The organism is Mesorhizobium sp. Pch-S (assembly GCF_004136315.1).
Taxonomy (GTDB): domain Bacteria; phylum Pseudomonadota; class Alphaproteobacteria; order Rhizobiales; family Rhizobiaceae; genus Mesorhizobium.
In genome coordinates this window covers 1,281,115-1,295,690 of record NZ_CP029562.1, presented here as the reverse complement: position 1 = coordinate 1,295,690, position 14,576 = coordinate 1,281,115, and the positions used below count along the sequence as shown (strand labels likewise).

15 protein-coding genes and 1 pseudogene are annotated in these 14,576 nt (G+C 64.4%); 11 read left to right on the top strand and 5 right to left on the bottom strand.

The genetic code is table 11. The annotated features are described in order from the left end of the window. Window positions 1-181: 181 nt before the first annotated feature. Together C1M53_RS06025 and C1M53_RS06020 are read left to right on the top strand one after the other, a co-directional pair. Complete coding sequence (locus C1M53_RS06025) at window positions 182-724, top strand: thioesterase family protein (protein WP_129411408.1); 543 nt, start codon at window positions 182-184, stop codon at window positions 722-724. Between the two features lie 185 nt (window positions 725-909). Beyond that, window positions 910-1,710, top strand: coding sequence for a tetratricopeptide repeat protein (locus tag C1M53_RS06020; protein WP_165358059.1), 801 nt, complete (start codon window positions 910-912; stop codon window positions 1,708-1,710). 167 nt (window positions 1,711-1,877) lie between these two features. Here C1M53_RS06020 and C1M53_RS06015 read toward each other — a convergent pair whose 3' ends face one another. After that, window positions 1,878-2,687 (bottom strand): SRPBCC domain-containing protein, encoded by an 810-nt coding sequence (locus C1M53_RS06015; protein ID WP_129411406.1) that lies wholly within the window; start codon window positions 2,685-2,687, stop codon window positions 1,878-1,880. Window positions 2,688-2,698: 11 nt separating this feature from the next. Beyond that, complete coding sequence (locus C1M53_RS06010) at window positions 2,699-3,289, bottom strand: helix-turn-helix domain-containing protein (RefSeq protein WP_129411405.1); 591 nt, start codon at window positions 3,287-3,289, stop codon at window positions 2,699-2,701. A 183-nt stretch (window positions 3,290-3,472) separates the two neighbouring features. Between C1M53_RS06010 and C1M53_RS06005 the strand changes: the two genes are divergently transcribed. From C1M53_RS06005 to C1M53_RS05995, 3 genes and pseudogenes are all read left to right on the top strand, one after another. Further along, complete coding sequence (locus C1M53_RS06005) at window positions 3,473-4,396, top strand: sterol desaturase family protein (protein ID WP_129411404.1); 924 nt, start codon at window positions 3,473-3,475, stop codon at window positions 4,394-4,396. A 98-nt stretch (window positions 4,397-4,494) separates the two neighbouring features. Beyond that, window positions 4,495-5,139: a helix-turn-helix transcriptional regulator gene (locus tag C1M53_RS06000; protein ID WP_129411403.1), complete on the top strand. Its 645-nt coding sequence runs from the start codon at window positions 4,495-4,497 to the stop codon at window positions 5,137-5,139. Between the two features lie 9 nt (window positions 5,140-5,148). After that, window positions 5,149-6,051, top strand: a pseudogene (locus C1M53_RS05995) (thermonuclease family protein); the annotation flags it as partial. A 121-nt stretch (window positions 6,052-6,172) separates the two neighbouring features. Here C1M53_RS05995 and C1M53_RS05990 read toward each other — a convergent pair. Further along, window positions 6,173-7,825, bottom strand: a complete 1,653-nt coding sequence (locus C1M53_RS05990; protein WP_129411401.1) for a lysine--tRNA ligase — start codon at window positions 7,823-7,825, stop codon at window positions 6,173-6,175. A gap of 157 nt (window positions 7,826-7,982) precedes the next feature. After that, window positions 7,983-8,495 carry a DUF6428 family protein gene (locus tag C1M53_RS05985; RefSeq protein WP_129411400.1) on the bottom strand — a complete coding sequence of 171 codons (513 nt, stop codon included), beginning with the start codon at window positions 8,493-8,495 and terminating at the stop codon, window positions 7,983-7,985. A 42-nt stretch (window positions 8,496-8,537) separates the two neighbouring features. Between C1M53_RS05985 and C1M53_RS05980 the strand changes: the two genes are divergently transcribed. The 6 genes from C1M53_RS05980 to C1M53_RS05955 all read left to right on the top strand — a co-directional run bounded on the left by C1M53_RS05980 (window position 8,538) and on the right by C1M53_RS05955 (window position 13,192). Further along, window positions 8,538-8,891: a metalloregulator ArsR/SmtB family transcription factor gene (locus tag C1M53_RS05980; RefSeq protein ID WP_129411399.1), complete on the top strand. Its 354-nt coding sequence runs from the start codon at window positions 8,538-8,540 to the stop codon at window positions 8,889-8,891. Then, window positions 8,888-9,427, top strand: a complete 540-nt coding sequence (locus C1M53_RS05975) for an arsenate reductase ArsC (protein ID WP_129411398.1) — start codon at window positions 8,888-8,890, stop codon at window positions 9,425-9,427. Before C1M53_RS05980 ends, C1M53_RS05975 begins: the two co-directional genes overlap by 4 nt. Before the next feature lie 3 nt (window positions 9,428-9,430). After that, window positions 9,431-10,492: an ACR3 family arsenite efflux transporter gene (gene arsB, locus C1M53_RS05970; RefSeq protein ID WP_129411397.1), complete on the top strand. Its 1,062-nt coding sequence runs from the start codon at window positions 9,431-9,433 to the stop codon at window positions 10,490-10,492. Further along, window positions 10,489-10,905, top strand: coding sequence for an arsenate reductase (glutaredoxin) (gene arsC, locus C1M53_RS05965; RefSeq protein WP_129411396.1), 417 nt, complete (start codon window positions 10,489-10,491; stop codon window positions 10,903-10,905). Before arsB ends, arsC begins: the two co-directional genes overlap by 4 nt. Continuing rightward, window positions 10,902-12,083 (top strand): arsenite efflux MFS transporter ArsK, encoded by a 1,182-nt coding sequence (gene arsK / locus C1M53_RS05960; protein WP_129411395.1) that lies wholly within the window; start codon window positions 10,902-10,904, stop codon window positions 12,081-12,083. The genes arsC and arsK overlap by 4 nt, the downstream gene beginning before the upstream one ends. 98 nt (window positions 12,084-12,181) lie before the next feature. Beyond that, window positions 12,182-13,192: an NADP-dependent oxidoreductase gene (locus C1M53_RS05955; RefSeq protein WP_129411394.1), complete on the top strand. Its 1,011-nt coding sequence runs from the start codon at window positions 12,182-12,184 to the stop codon at window positions 13,190-13,192. 129 nt (window positions 13,193-13,321) lie between these two features. On the opposite strand, the gene C1M53_RS05950 is transcribed toward C1M53_RS05955, so the two are convergent. After that, window positions 13,322-14,398, bottom strand: a complete 1,077-nt coding sequence (locus tag C1M53_RS05950) for a D-alanine--D-alanine ligase family protein (RefSeq protein WP_129411393.1) — start codon at window positions 14,396-14,398, stop codon at window positions 13,322-13,324. Between the last annotated feature and the right edge of the window lie 178 nt (window positions 14,399-14,576).

Genomic DNA, 14,576 nt, shown 5'->3' with positions numbered 1-14,576 from the left:
GGATGAGGGGTGTTGGACGGGATGCGATTTTGACGGGGTTAGGGAAAAATTTGAAATGAAGGTCCGGCATTGAAGCGCCTCGTTTCTTCCAGCACCCCTCATCCGACCTCACCCCTTGGCGGCTGCGCCGCCGGGGATCGGCCACCTTCTCCCACAAGGGGAGAAGGAAGGAAGTAAGCACATGTATGTCTGGGCACGTTTTGCGCGCATGGCGCTGACGGCGAAGTCGCGCGGCGCCTACCGCGTCGGGGATGAAAGCCGGCTCACTTTCCGGTGCCTGCCGACCGACATCGACTTCAATATCCATCTCAACAATGCGCGCTACATGATGCTGGCCGATCTCGGCCGCATCGACATCTTCATCCGCGCTGGCCTGATCGCGCTGGCGAGGAAGCGGGGCTGGGCGCCGATGCTGGGCGGGCTGCAGACCGTCTATGTGCGCGAGATCAAGCTATGGCGCAATTTCCAGGTCGTGTCCTCGATCGAGACCTGGGACGGCACCCAGGTGCTCGGCGCGCATCGCTTCGTGCTGGAAAACGGCGAGACCGCGGCCCTGATGAAGACAACCGCCGGCGTCTATGACCGCAAGGCCCGGCATTTCGTCGACATCCAGGATCTGGTCGAGGCGCTCGGCTACGATGCGTCCCCGCGCGCGCCGACGGAAGCCGAGAAAGCCTTCATGGCCTCTCACCAAGGTTTGCGCGCAGCGGCTAAGGGCGGCTAAGGTGGAATGGAGATGAAGCGGTATTCCGCTCTATCCCCTTGTTTCGGCAAATGATCTTCATCCGAAAAGCCTGCAACTTTTCGGGATCATGCTCTGGCGTCTTATCCGGGCGACCTTACCGTGCCTTATGTCTTCTTGCTTTTGGGTGCTGCCGAACCGAAGCTGTCGTGCAAAGGAACTGGATTATGTCCGCTCGATTTCATGCCCCGACGATGTACGCGGCCGTTGGTTTTGCGATGGCCGGCATTGCTGCCGCCGAGGCTGGAAGCGACGTCCCCAAGGTGTTGGCGCTTGACGCGGCAACGCCGATGGCGAAGCTGATCCAGCTATGCCGCGACGGCAGTGCCGAGAGCCCCGCGCAGCCGGGCGACGTCGATGTCATTCTCCAGCGCAACGAACTGGCTCGGGCCGCCTGCGACCGGCTGGTCGACGCCTCTTCACTTGAAGGCAATGCCCTCGCGGAGGCGCTGCTGGACCGGGCGGATCTCCATGCGCCGGGCCAGAACGCTGCTTACGCCCGGGCCTTGGCCGACTATGCCCGCGCCATCACCCTGGCGCCGGATCTTGCCACCGCTTATTGGCGGCGCGGCAAGGCAAACCTGCTCTATGCGCGCGACCTCACGGCGGCGCTGCAAGATCTCAACGAAGCTCTCCGTATCGATCCCTCACAGCCGGAATTCCTTGTCACCCGTGCCTCCATCCTGGGTTGGCTCGGGCAACCGGACCCGGCACTGGCCGACCTCGACCGCGCCCTTTCGCTCGATCCCCTCAACGTGCACGCGCTGACCAATCGCGGCATTGCCTACGTCAACAAGGGCGACACGCCGCGCGCCCTGGTTGATTTCGACGCTGCCCTGCGGCTCACGCCCGAAGACCCCGGCCTCTATGGTTTCCGTTCCGACGCCCGTCGCCGGACCGGTGACGAGGCGGGGGCAAAAGCGGATCAGGCCAAGATGACGGAACTGATGTTCGGAAAGGGGCAGTAGGATCACGTCCTGGATCGGGACGGCGCCTGGTTGAATCACCCCCCGATCTCGGAGCGTGATCTGTTCCGAAAACCAGTTCCCATTTTTCGGGATCATGTTCTCGTTGCAGTGCTCTGGCTGTTACTTGCTGTCCAGCCATTTCTTGCCATCTTGATGGCGGCCTTCTTTCAATGCGGAGCCTGCCCGAAGGTATCGCGAAGCCAATTCTTCCATCCCGGCGCGCTTGCTGCGGCGCGTTGTCCGGCGTCGTCGCCATACAGGTATAAGGTAATGCCGGCAGTGGTGGCATCTTCGATGCCATAGGTTCCGATCAACGCGATACCGGGCGACGGTTGCGTCAGGCGCAGCAGCACATAACGCTCCTTGTCGCCCTGCTGCACACGCTCGACAACGCCCGACAGTGGCTCCGGCGTTCGCGAAGCCGTTCTTGTCTCGCCGGCGTTGGCACCGGCGAGGCCAAGGCCATCAATCAGACCTTTCCAGACATCAAGCTGGGGCGCTTCCACATGCGCCATCGCGGCAGATACCGCCGCTTTCTTGCCGGAGAAAAGTGAGAGATAAAGGCGCAGGACGTCGAAGAAACCGGGCCAGCCGCTCTCGAAGCCTTCCATCTGGTCATCCCAGTCATCCGTCGAGGCGAACAGCGAATGGACCATGCGCACGATGCAGCGGTTTCCCGATCTGGCCGTCACCGTGATTTCCGTTGCGAGCGATGGCGCACCCTCTGCCCAGTCGCGTTCGACATAACCGAACCGGAAGGGTGGCTCCCACAGTGTCACCTCTCCATTGGACTCGCCGTTCTCGCCCATGTCGAAGCGGATCGCACCACCGATGCGTTCGTCGATGGTGGCCGGGGTGAACCAGGCCGTATAGCCAGGACCTGTTGCGATCGCCTGCCAGACCTGCTCGGGCGTGCCGGGCACGCTCAACTCCATCTCGACCCAGCGCTTGCCGGTTTCGTCCTTCTTGATCGGCATCGAACTTCCTTTCAGGTCGTGGCATCGCCGGGGGCGGGGTAGGCCGCCACCACGAGCCGGTGTGGACGTCCTCCCGGTGCCGTGTCGTCGTGATAATGAGCCACCAGCGCGGCAACTGCGTTGGCCAGATCGGCCGCAAAGGCTGCCCGGTCGGCGGGGGACCGGAAATGGATGGTTGTGTCGATCGACAGGGTGGCAAGCCGCTTCCCCTTTCCACGGGCCTTGCGCAGCAAATCTCCGACCTCGCGGATGGCACGCCCTGCGAGCGCAATGAGGTAGTCGGCCGAAAGCCGATCCTGGTTCCGTGAAGGATCGGCTCCGATCGGTCCCAGTGCTGCTGGTGAAACGACGTAGGAGGAAGCGGTTGCGATCATCAGCCGTTCGGTAAGCCCGCCCCACTGGCGTTCCGCAGCCGGAACGACGAGGTGGTGATCCTCTAGCGCGCGCAGGTGATAGTTCACCTTCTGACGTGCCAGACCCAGACGCGAAGCCAGGGTTGCCGCGGAAGCGGGTTGCGTGAGTTCCGCCAGAAGCCGGGATCGGATCGGGTCGAGGGCGGCTGTGGCCGCAACGGCGGTTTCGATGACTTCCACTTCGATCATCAATCCAGACTGACATTGACAAAAAAAATTGTCAATGCGTGCGACTTTCGATCCAGTCCCTTTGCCTCCAGCCGAAGCCGACTGCCAGCCGTCCGCTACATTCAGATGCCCTTAAGCAAGACCCGCTAGAATTGCGCTCCGAGGCTGGTTTCGCGGCACACGCTGTTGCGACGGGAGGCGGGCGTGGAGCAGATCGTCGAATTCCTGAAGACGATGATCGGGGTCTGGCCAACGGCGGTCAGATCGCCCGCCAATCAATGCGTCTTCGCATTCCTGGTGCTGCTGCTGGTCCTCGACATCGCGCGCAAGGGATGGCGGCTTTCATGGTCCCGGCTTGCGGTTCAAAGCGTGGCGGCGACGATCGCCATCTTCAACATCAATCTCGTTCTGGCGCCGACCATCTGGCTGCTTTCGGACCAGATCAAGGCGCTCTATGCGCTGGCAGGCATTCCAAGCATCCCGACATCGGCCTGGTCCGCTTTTCCGGTCTGGGCTCTCATGATCATCGCCATCGTGGCGCATGACTTCGCCAACTACTGGAACCACCGCCTCATGCACATGAAATGGCTGTGGCCGGTGCATGCGATCCATCATTCCGACCCGCATGTGAATGCGCTGTCGGCCTATCGCATCCATGCGCTCGAGACATTGGTCATGTGGGGGTCCTACACCATCCTGCTGACATGGCTCGGCCTTCCCGCCGACGCCATCGGCATGGGCGCCGTCATCCTGGTGCTGCATACGATCTACGTTCACGTCGATGTCGATTGGGATCACGGACCGTTCCGGCTGCTGATCGCTTCGCCGCGTTTTCATCGCTGGCACCACGCGAACGTTCCCGAGGCCTACGGCAAGAACCTCGCCAATGTGTTCCCCTTCTTCGACCGGGTCTTCGGCACCTATCATGTGCCCGGCCCCTGCACCGCGCCCATGGGGGCAAACGATGTCCCGCAAAACGATGTCGTGCGCCTGACACTGTGGCCAGTGCTGGAATGGACGCGCCTGACACTGGAGCAGATCGGCATATTGCGCGGGCGGATCGGCAACATGTCCCGGCGTGATGCGACCCTGCCGGGGCAGCATATGGCGAAGGTCGACGCCGAATAAGTGGAATCCGTTCCTGCAATGCCTCGCCGAGGCTGGACATCGCGAGCCTCCACCCTTATCAAGAAAAGGTATTTTTTCCTCTTCGAAGGGAGCGGACCGTGCTCTCGCATGATCGTGTCTGGGCCGCGATAGATGCCCTGGCGGAGCGTTATTCCCTGTCGGCCTCCGGTCTCGCCAGGCGCGCCGGCCTCGACTCGACGGCTTTCAACAAATCGAAGCGGCAGTCTTCGGACGGGCGCCCGCGCTGGCCCTCGACCGAGTCGCTCGCCAAGATCATGGAAGCCACGGGCGCGACGCTCGACGAATTCATGGGGCTGATCCAGGACAGGCAATCGCCCGCCCGCCCGCACGGTTCGGGCGCCGCGGTGCCCCTGGTCGGTTTCGCACAGGCCGGCGCCGGCGGCTATTTCGACGATGCCGGCTTCCCCGTTGGACAGGGCTGGGACCTGGTCGAATTGCCGGCACAATCCACCGATACGGCTTATGCCTTGAAGGTCCAGGGCGATTCGATGCTGCCGCTTTACCGCAATGGCGACGTTTTGATCGTGGAGCCGGGTGCCACTGTGCGCCGGGGTGACCGTGTCGTCGTCAAGACCGGCTCCGGCGAGGTCATGGCCAAGGTGCTGGAGCGCCAGACGGCGCGCACCATCTCGCTGCTTTCGCTGAACCCCGATCACCCCAACCGCGACCTGCAGATGGTCGAGGTGGAGTGGGTGGCCCGCATCGTCTGGGCAAGCCAGTAGGATGGCGGCATGAGACCGCTTCCAGCAGTTATTGCCATCCTGATGCTCGGCGCTTCCGCCGCGGCCATCGTCGCCGGCGGGCGCATCACCGGGGAAGGCGCCAAGGTCGAGATAACGAACGAGGACGTGCCGACGCTCGACATGCTGGGCGACCCTCCTGCCGACCAGCAGACCGGAACGGACAACGATGCTGCTCCGCCGCCGGAACCCGGGCAGCCACCGGCTGCACCGCAGCAGTCCGGCCAGGTACAAGGCCTCGAACCGTCGGTATCATCACAGTCCGAGTCCTCGCCACCGGCGCCCGAGCAGGCAACGCCGTCGGCCGAGACCATCCAGCAGCAGGCGCAGGCGGCATCACGCGCGATCGACCCGATGATGGCGGCGCCGCCGGGCGATCCGGGCGCCCTGCAGCGCATCGAGCCGCGCGCGCCGCTGAGCAAGCTTTCGCAGGCGCAGCCGAAGAAGCCGCCTATGCCGGACAAGTGGAAAGGCACGCCGCTGTACCAGGCGGTGGCTCCGGCCGCGGGCCGCATCGAGGCCAAGGGTTATTCGGTCGCCGTCACGGGCGTCGACATCATGCCGGAGGACGAGACCTGCACCGATGAAGCAGGCAAAACATGGCCCTGCGGCGTGCGGGCGCGTGGGGCCTTCCGCGCCCTCATCCGCCAGCGTGCCGTCAACTGCGTGGTGCCGCCGGAAGGCGGGCGTGACCTGATCTCCGCCTCCTGCCATATCGGCAAGATCGATGTCGGCGAGTGGCTGGTGAGCAATGGCTGGGCACGGCCCACAGCCGGCGGCCCCTACGCGGAGGCCGGCGAAAAGGCGAAGGCGGAGAAGCGGGGCATCTTCGGCAAGGCGCCTGAGGGCACCGGCCTGCCGCCGGCACCGCCGCCCGTCTCTGCGCCGGAAGCGGTGCCGAGCTCGATCATCGACAGTTCGGGCCTCGACGCCCCGCCCGCACAGAACGGTCAGGCGTCGAACAACTCACCCTCGATCTGGCAGGCGCCCGCCGGACCGGCGTCCGGCAGCGATCCTACGCTGCGAGTTTTCCCTCCAGCGCCCGCGCGATGAGGTCGCGCGTCTCGGCGATGCCGTAGAGTTCGGCGAAGGAGCCGAAGCGCGGGCCGCGCTCCTGGCCGATCAGCACCTGGTAGATCATCTGGAAGAAGGCGACCGATACGCCGGGTCCGCCTTCCGGGCTCTGTTTGCTGTGATCCTGGTAGCGCTCGATCTTGCGCGCGACATTGAGCGCGCCGTTCTGGATCGCCTCGCCATTGGCACCTGCCGGCAGCGCGGCGAGCATGTCCGACAGCCTGGCCAGCGCGTCGCGCTCGACATCGTCGGCGGCGCGGTAGACCTTGGTCGGCTTCACGAAGTCGTCGAAATAGCGGATCGCGTAGCCGGTCAGCCTGTCGAGCTCGGGATGCGTGGATGGCGTCACGCCCGGCGCATGGCGCGAGATGAAGCCCCACAACACGTCCTTGTTCTGGGCATTCGAGGCGCTGACCAGGTTGAGCAGCAGCGCGAACGAGACCGGCATGTCGATGACCGGCGGATGGCCGTCATGCATGTGCCAGACCGGATTGCCGAGCCGCTCCTTCCATTCCTGGCGCGGATAGGCGGAGAGGAAGGAATAATACTCGTCCACCGCCTTCGGGATGACGTCGAAATAGAGCTTCTTCGCCTGTCGCGGCCGCTGGTACATGTAGAGGCCGAGGCTCTCGGTCGGCGCATAGGTCAGCCATTCGTCGATGGTCAGGCCGTTGCCCTTCGACTTCGAGATCTTCTGGCCGTGCTCGTCGAGGAACAGCTCGAAGACGAAATGCTCGGGTGCGCGGCCACCGAGGATGTTGCAGATCTTGTCGTAGATGCCGGCATTGGTCTGGTGGTCCTTGCCGAACATCTCGAAATCGACGCCGAGCGCTGCCCAGCGCATGCCGAAATCCGGCTTCCACTGCATCTTCACCTTGCCGCCGGTCACCGGCAGCGTCGTCTCGGTGCCGTCCTCGTCGTTGAAGGTGATGGTGCCGGCCTTGGCGTCGACATGCTTCATCGGCACGTAGAGCACGCGGCCGCTCTGCGGCGAGATCGGCAGGAAGGGGCTGTAGGTCGCCTGGCGTTCCTCGCCGAGCGTCGGCAGCATCACCTTCATGATGGCGTCGTATTTTTCGACCGCGCGCAGCAGTATGTCGTCGAAGCGGCCCGACTTGTAATACTCCGTCGCGCTGGCGAATTCGTAGTCGAAGCCGAACGTGTCGAGGAAGCGCCGCAGCATCGTGTTGTTGTGGTCGCCGAAGCTCTTGTAGTCGCCTCCATACGGGTTCGGCACGACGGTGAGCGGCATCTGCAGGTAAGGCTCGAGCGCTGCGCGGTCCGGCACGTTTTCCGGGATCTTGCGCATGCCGTCCATGTCGTCGGAGAAGCACAAAAGCTTGGTCTTCACCTCACCCCTGGTCAACACGTGGAAGGCATGGCGCACCATGGTCGTGCGCGCCACCTCGCCGAAGGTGCCGATATGCGGCAGGCCGGACGGGCCGTAGCCGGTCTCGAACAGCACGGTCTCCGGGAATTCACGGCCTTTGTAGCGTTCGACGATCTTTTTGGCTTCCTCGAACGGCCATGCTTTGCTCTCGACGGCGGCGGCAAGGAGTTCGGGATTGAGATCGATCGAATTGGATATGGCCATTATGGATGCCCTGAAAACAAGCCCGGCCACGCTGCCGGACGGCATGCTCTAGAGCATGATCCCGAAAAGTTGAAGACTTTTCGGACCAAGATCATGCGCAAGGTGCTCCGCGCAGCACCGGAGCGTCAACGATTTCGGGCATTTTTCCTTGATGTCGCTACGGGCAACACCGCGAATCTGCCGGTCCGCAGCAGGAACTGGCGGCCTGCTGCTCAGCCAGCCAGCGGTCGCGCGGTTTGCAGCTTGCCGGGCGCGGCGACAGCTCCACGACGATCTCATCGCCGCCTATCGCCGGGGCGGCGGCGCGATGCAATTGCATCGGCTGGATACCATCACTCACCTCGAAGGTCAGTCGGGCACTCCTGTCGAGCGAAAGGTGGTCGGCGACCTTGCCGATGATGGCGGCGAACTTCCTGGCCGTCATCTGTTCGGGTGCGTCATCGACATTCCAGAGCTGCACGAAGATTTCCGTCCAGGCTTCCGGATTGGCGCCACAGTCGAGCCCGGCAAAGCTGCCGGCCTTCACCTCCGTCACGTGATAGCCCTTGCGCAGCGGGCGGCCTTCATGGCGGAAGGTGAGCAGGCTCGACGGGTGTTGTCCGAGCGCCTCCAGCAATTCACCGAGGGTGATTTCGTCGGTTGAAACATTGACGTTGCCAATCGCATTCATCTGCGCTAATCCTCATTTCGATATTTTTAGGATTATTGAAATATGGATGAACGTCAAGCCCTCGCAGCTTTCGGTGCCCTGTCGCAGGAGACCCGCCTGCGCATCCTGCGCATGCTGGTCGTGGCCGGCCCGGACGGCATCGCCGCCGGTGCCATTGCCGAGAAGTCCGAAGTGTCAGCCTCCAACGTATCGTTTCATCTGAAGGAACTGGAGCGGGCAGGCCTTGCCACCGCAAGGCGCGATGCGCGCTCGATCATCTACAGCGCCGAATATACGGCGCTGGCCGGCCTGATCCGGTTCCTGATGGAGGATTGCTGCGGCGGCCATCCGGAAGTCTGCGCCCCTGTCGTCACCGCAGCTGCCTGCTGCACCCCGTCCAAGGACATTGTTCAATGAGCGACCGCATCTACAACGTACTGTTCCTGTGCACCGGCAATTCCGCCCGCTCCATCCTGGCGGAAAGCATCCTGAACAAGGAAGGGGCCGGCCGGTTCAGGGCCTATTCGGCGGGCAGCCAGCCGAAGGGCGCCGTCAACCCGTTCGCGCTCAGGGTGCTTGCCGCACTCGATTACCCCACCGATGGGTTCCGCTCCAAGAGCTGGGACGAGTTCGCCGTGCCCGGCGCACCGGAGATGGATTTCGTCTTCACCGTCTGTGACAGTGCCGCCGGCGAAGCCTGCCCGGTCTGGCCGGGCAATCCGATGACCGCGCATTGGGGCATCGAGGATCCGGCTGCCGTCGAAGGCTCGGATATCGACAGGGAACGCGCCTTCTCCACCGCCGCGCGCTACATGAAGAACCGTATCGACGCTTTCCTCAACCTGCCGCACGCCTCGATCGATCAGCTCGCCCTTCAGCATCATCTGAAACGGATCGGTTCGACCGAGGGCGCGACACCGGCAGTCCTGCAGCAGAACGCGCCGGCAGCCTGAGCGATGAGCACATTCGAACGCTACCTGACCCTGTGGGTCGGCCTGTGCATCGTCGCGGGCGTCCTGCTCGGCCATCTCTTCCCGGGCCTGTTCCAACTCGTCGGCTCGGCCGAGATCGCCAGCGTCAACCTGCCGGTGGCGGTGCTGATCTGGCTGATGGTCGTGCCGATGCTGCTCAGGATCGATTTCGCCGCGCTCGGCGAAGTCGGCCGCCACTGGCGCGGCATCGGCGTGACGCTGTTCATCAACTGGGCGGTCAAGCCGTTCTCGATGGCGCTGCTCGGCTGGTTGTTCGTCGGCTGGCTGTTCCGGCCCTATCTGCCTGCCGGACAGATCGATTCCTACATTGCCGGGCTGATCATCCTGGCCGCCGCGCCCTGTACCGCCATGGTCTTCGTCTGGTCGAACCTGACCAAGGGCGAACCGCATTTCACGCTGTCGCAGGTGGCGCTGAACGATGCCATCATGGTGGTCGCTTTCGCCCCGGTCGTCGGCCTGCTGCTCGGCCTTTCGGCGATCACCGTGCCATGGGGCACGCTGGTGCTTTCCGTCGTGCTCTACATCATCATCCCGGTCGTGGCCGCCCAGTTCGTGCGCCGGCGCCTGCTGGTCAAAGGCGGGCAGCAGGCACTCGACCGGCTGCTCGCGACGCTGCAGCCCGTCTCTCTCGTCGCATTGCTGGCAACGCTGGTTCTGCTGTTCGGCTTCCAGGGCGAGCAGATCATCGCGCAGCCGCTGGTCATCGCGCTGCTGGCCGTGCCGATCCTGATCCAGGTCTATTTCAACTCCGGGCTCGCCTATCTGCTCAACCGCATCAGCGGCGAGCAGCATTGCGTCGCCGGTCCCTCGGCGTTGATCGGCGCCTCCAATTTCTTCGAACTGGCGGTTGCCGCGGCCATCAGCCTGTTCGGCTTCAACTCGGGTGCCGCACTCGCCACCGTCGTCGGCGTGCTGGTCGAGGTGCCGGTGATGCTGTCGGTCGTCTGGATCGTGAACCGCAGCAAAGGCTGGTATGAGCGGGGCCTGAAGCCTGCTCCTGCCGCGGAAACCGGAAAGGCGCGATGACCGTCACCATCTATCACAATCCGGCCTGCGGCACGTCCCGCAACACCCTGGCCATGATCAGGGCCAGCGGCGACGATCCCACGGTCATCGAATATCTCATCGAGCCACCATCGCGGCAGCGGCTGCTGGATTTGCTGGCGGCCATGCGGGTCACGCCGAGGCAGCTGCTGCGCGAGAAGGGCACGCCCTATGGCGAACTCGGCCTGGCCGACGGCAAATGGTCGGACGACGAACTGATCGACTTCATGCTGGCGCACCCGATCCTGATCAACCGGCCGATCGTGGAGACGCCGAAAGGCACGGCGCTCTGCCGACCGTCCGAAGCCGTCCTCGACCTGCTCGCCAATCCCGTTGCCACCTTCACCAAGGAAGACGGCGAGGTCGTGCACCATCCAGCCAAGGGCCAGCCGTGAATACAGTCGGCGAGCGGATTCCGGTCGCGGCCGTCCTTGCCCTCGGCCTCACCCAGATCATCGCCTACGGCACGCTTTATTACAGCTTCTCGATCCTCGCGCCCGATATGGCCCGCGATCTCGGCTGGTCGACGGAATGGGTGTTCGGCGCATTGTCGGCGGCGCTGCTGGCGGGTGGGTTCGCGGCGCCCTGGTTCGGGCGGCTGATCGATCGCCATGGCGCCGGGCGCATGATGTCGGCCGGCTCGCTGCTCGCCGCGGCAGCGCTTGCCGCTTGCGCCGCGGCTCCGAACGGTGCCGTTTTCGTCGCGGCCCTGATCGCTCTCGAACTCGCCTCGAACCTCGTCCAGTACGGCGCGGCCTTTGCGCTCCTGGTGCAGCTGCAGCCGCATGTCGCGGCCCGCAGCATCACCTATCTCACTTTGATCGGCGGCTTTGCTTCGACCGTCTTCTGGCCGATCACCAGCGCGCTGCACCGGCAGCTGAGCTGGCAGGAAGTCTATCTGGTCTTTGCCGCGCTCAATCTGGTCGTCTGCCTGCCGCTGCACGGATGGTTGTCGGCGGGGCTGGCCCGCAGCCGGGCCGCCATGTCGACGGCGCCAGTTCCCGTCCTTGGGCGATTGCCTGAAGGCGGCAGGCGGTCAGGCTTCGTCCTGATGGTGGCCGGCTTCGCGCTGCAGTCACTGGTCGGCGCGGGCATACTGGTGCACATGGTGCCGTTGCTTTCGGGCCTTGGTCTCGGGGCGTCGGCGGCGTTCATCGGAACGCTGTTCGGTCCGTCGCAGGTGGTGAGCCGCCTGATCAACATGGGGTTCGGGCGCAACCTATCGCCGGTGGTGCTGGCCGTCATCGCCGCGACCCTGATGCCCCTGGGTGTGCTGGTCCTCGCCCTGACGGCGCCATCGGTTGCCGGTGCCATGGCTTTCGCCATCCTGTTCGGCCTGGGCAACGGGCTGCTCAGCATCGTCTCGGGCACGCTGCCGCTTCATCTGTTCGGCAGCGAGGGCTATGGCAGGCTGCAGGGCAGGGTGAATTCCGCGCGCCTCGTCGTCTCGGCAGTCGCCCCGTTCGCGCTGGCATTCGGCATGATCCGGATCGGGGTCATCCCTTCGCTCGCCCTCGCCGTCGCCGCCGGCGCAATTGCCGTGCTGGCCTTCCTGATGATCCGGCGAGGCTGATCCGTCCCGGCCGGCACTTGATCACATGTTGCCGACATTCTGGGCCAGCCCGTCGCATGCTAGAAGTGCGCAGGAGCCGACGATCGATGGGGTGCGCAATGCAGGCCTTTGTTCTGACGCGATATGGCGGTGCCGAAGCCGCCGAGCTGCGCGAGATGCCGCGGCCGCGCCCCGCCCGTGGCGAAGTGCTGGTGCGTGTTCATGCTGCCGGTCTCAATCCGGTCGATTTCAAGACGCGCGAAGGCAAGCTGAAGGTCATCCAGCGGTATCCGCTGCCGGCCGTCATGGGCAACGAGCTGGCCGGCGTCGTCGAGGAACCCGGTGAGGGCGTGACATCGTTCGCGAAGGGAGACCGGATCTTCGCCCGCATGCCGAAGGCTGCCATGGGCGCCTTCGCGGACCATGCGGTCGTTCCCGCCGATCTCGTTGCACTCATGCCGGCATGGCTGGATTTCGAAAGCGCCGCCGGCGTTCCGCTGGCCGGGCTCACCGCGCTGCAGGCGCTGCGCGACGAGCTCGGCGTGAGGAAGGGCAGCCGCATCTTCATTCCCGGCGGGGCGGGCGGCGTCGGCACCTTCGCCATTCAACTGGCCAAACATCTGGGCGCCGAAGTCACCACCACGGCGTCGCCACGCGGCCGGGCGCTCGTCGAGCGGCTGGGCGCCGATGTCGTCATCGACTACACCACGCAGAAGTTCGAGGACCATGTGCGCGACATGGATGGCGCCTTCGATCTGCTCGGCGGTGAGACACTCAGGCAGACATTTTCGGTGGTGAAGCGCGGCGGCAAGGTGGTTTCGATCGCCGGCATGCCGGAGCCCCACACCGCACTGAAGGACCTTGGCCGGGGCATGGGGCTGGCCACGCTGTTCTGGCTCGCATCCTTCAGCCTGCGTGCCGAAGCCAGGAAACACGGCGTCTCCTATCGCTATCTGTTCATGCATCCGAGCGGCAGCGAGCTTGCCGAGCTTGGCGACTTGATCGAACGGAAGAAGCTTGAGCCGGTCATCGACCGGGTGTTCCCCTTCGCTGCGATCGGCGAGGCATTCGCCTATCTGGAGGCCGGGCGCGCCAAGGGCAAGGTCGTGGTGCGCATGTCCGAGGCCTGAGAGAGGTGGCTCGGCTACGGCGGCTTTGCCGCCGGCGAAGCCGAGACGGAGAGGGGCTCTAGCAACCTATGTGGTTGTCTTGCTGCGGGGACGAGAGGCATTCGCCGAAAATGCTCCGCGCCCCAGCCCTCACAAAGCGCGGCCCGCGCGCGCCATGCCGTGCGCCACCAGCCGGTCGATGATCTCGGGGTAGCTGACCCCGCTGGCGCCCATCACCTTGGAATACATGCTGATGTCGGTGAAGCCGGGGATGGTGTTCAACTCGTTGATGAAGATGCGCCTGTCCGCCGTGACGAAGAAATCGGCGCGTGCCATGCCGTCGCAGCCGAGCGCACGAAACGCCGTCGCCGCATGGGCGCGGATCTCGTCCTCGACATCCCCGGGGATGTCTGCCGGAACCTTCAATGCCGCCCCGTCGGCGTCGATGTATTTGGCATCATAGGTATAGAAGCCATGGCTTTCGGCCGGGGTGATCTCTCCGGTTCGCGACACGAACAGCGTGCCGTCGGGGTTCTCCAGTACCGCGCATTCGATCTCGCGGCCACGAATGAACTCCTCGGCCAAAAGCTTGTCGTCATGGCGGAAACCCTCGGACAGGGCTGCCTCATACTCCGCCTGTGTCGAGACCTTGTTGATGCCGACAGACGAACCCTGGCGGGCCGGCTTGATGAAGATCGGCAGCCCGAGCGCCTTTTCCAATCCATCGAAGGCCGGTGCGGCGCCGCGACGGATGGTGACCGAGCGCGCGGCAGGTACGCCCGCGGTGTTGAACAGTCGTTTGGCGAGGTCCTTGTCGAGCGCGTTGGCCGAGCCCGCTATGCCGCAACCGGCCAGCGGCACGCCGGCCACCTCGGCCAGTCCCTGCACCGCCCCGTCTTCCCCGGGAAGGCCGTGCAGGACCGGAAACAATATGTCGATCTTGGGTGCCTCGTAGGGCACGTCGTCCTTGGGCAGGGCGATCGCCCGTCCGTGTCTTCCTGCCAGCAGGCAGAGCTCGGTGCCGCTGGATGGCGTCGCCAGCGTGCCGTTTTCGTAGGCGCTCAGCAGCCATTGGCCATCGCGGGTGACAAAGATCGGAACCGGATCGTATTTTTCCGGGGCCAGGGCTTTCATCACATTGGCAGCGGAAAGCAGCGAAACATCATGTTCGGCCGAGCGCCCGCCGAACAGCACCGCAATGCGCAATCTTCCCGATACGTCGACCATAGCCATCCCCCTGAAAGCACTGCGCGGTGACAGCCGCGAACCGAACTGTTCCGACCAGCGTGGTTTATCTCTGAGGCCCAATTTTGACGTTCGGCCAAAGCCTTGCCGCCAATCGGCATGCGGCAGGTTTTTCGCTTCGAGCGCGTTTTGGCGTTGCGTCGCCGCGCCATCATGGGCA

Coding starts and splice junctions, on each gene's coding strand:
- arsC (WP_129411396.1), top strand. CDS start 10,489: ATGACCGTCACCATCTATCACAATCCGGCCTGCGGCACGTCCCGCAAC.
- C1M53_RS05975 (WP_129411398.1), top strand. CDS start 8,888: ATGAGCGACCGCATCTACAACGTACTGTTCCTGTGCACCGGCAATTCC.
- C1M53_RS05990 (WP_129411401.1), bottom strand. CDS start 7,825: ATGGCCATATCCAATTCGATCGATCTCAATCCCGAACTCCTTGCCGCC.
- C1M53_RS06010 (WP_129411405.1), bottom strand. CDS start 3,289: ATGATCGAAGTGGAAGTCATCGAAACCGCCGTTGCGGCCACAGCCGCC.
- C1M53_RS05955 (WP_129411394.1), top strand. CDS start 12,182: ATGCAGGCCTTTGTTCTGACGCGATATGGCGGTGCCGAAGCCGCCGAG.
- C1M53_RS05980 (WP_129411399.1), top strand. CDS start 8,538: ATGGATGAACGTCAAGCCCTCGCAGCTTTCGGTGCCCTGTCGCAGGAG.
- C1M53_RS06020 (WP_165358059.1), top strand. CDS start 910: ATGTCCGCTCGATTTCATGCCCCGACGATGTACGCGGCCGTTGGTTTT.
- C1M53_RS06015 (WP_129411406.1), bottom strand. CDS start 2,687: ATGCCGATCAAGAAGGACGAAACCGGCAAGCGCTGGGTCGAGATGGAG.
- C1M53_RS05950 (WP_129411393.1), bottom strand. CDS start 14,398: ATGGTCGACGTATCGGGAAGATTGCGCATTGCGGTGCTGTTCGGCGGG.
- C1M53_RS06025 (WP_129411408.1), top strand. CDS start 182: ATGTATGTCTGGGCACGTTTTGCGCGCATGGCGCTGACGGCGAAGTCG.
- C1M53_RS05985 (WP_129411400.1), bottom strand. CDS start 8,495: ATGAATGCGATTGGCAACGTCAATGTTTCAACCGACGAAATCACCCTC.
- arsB (WP_129411397.1), top strand. CDS start 9,431: ATGAGCACATTCGAACGCTACCTGACCCTGTGGGTCGGCCTGTGCATC.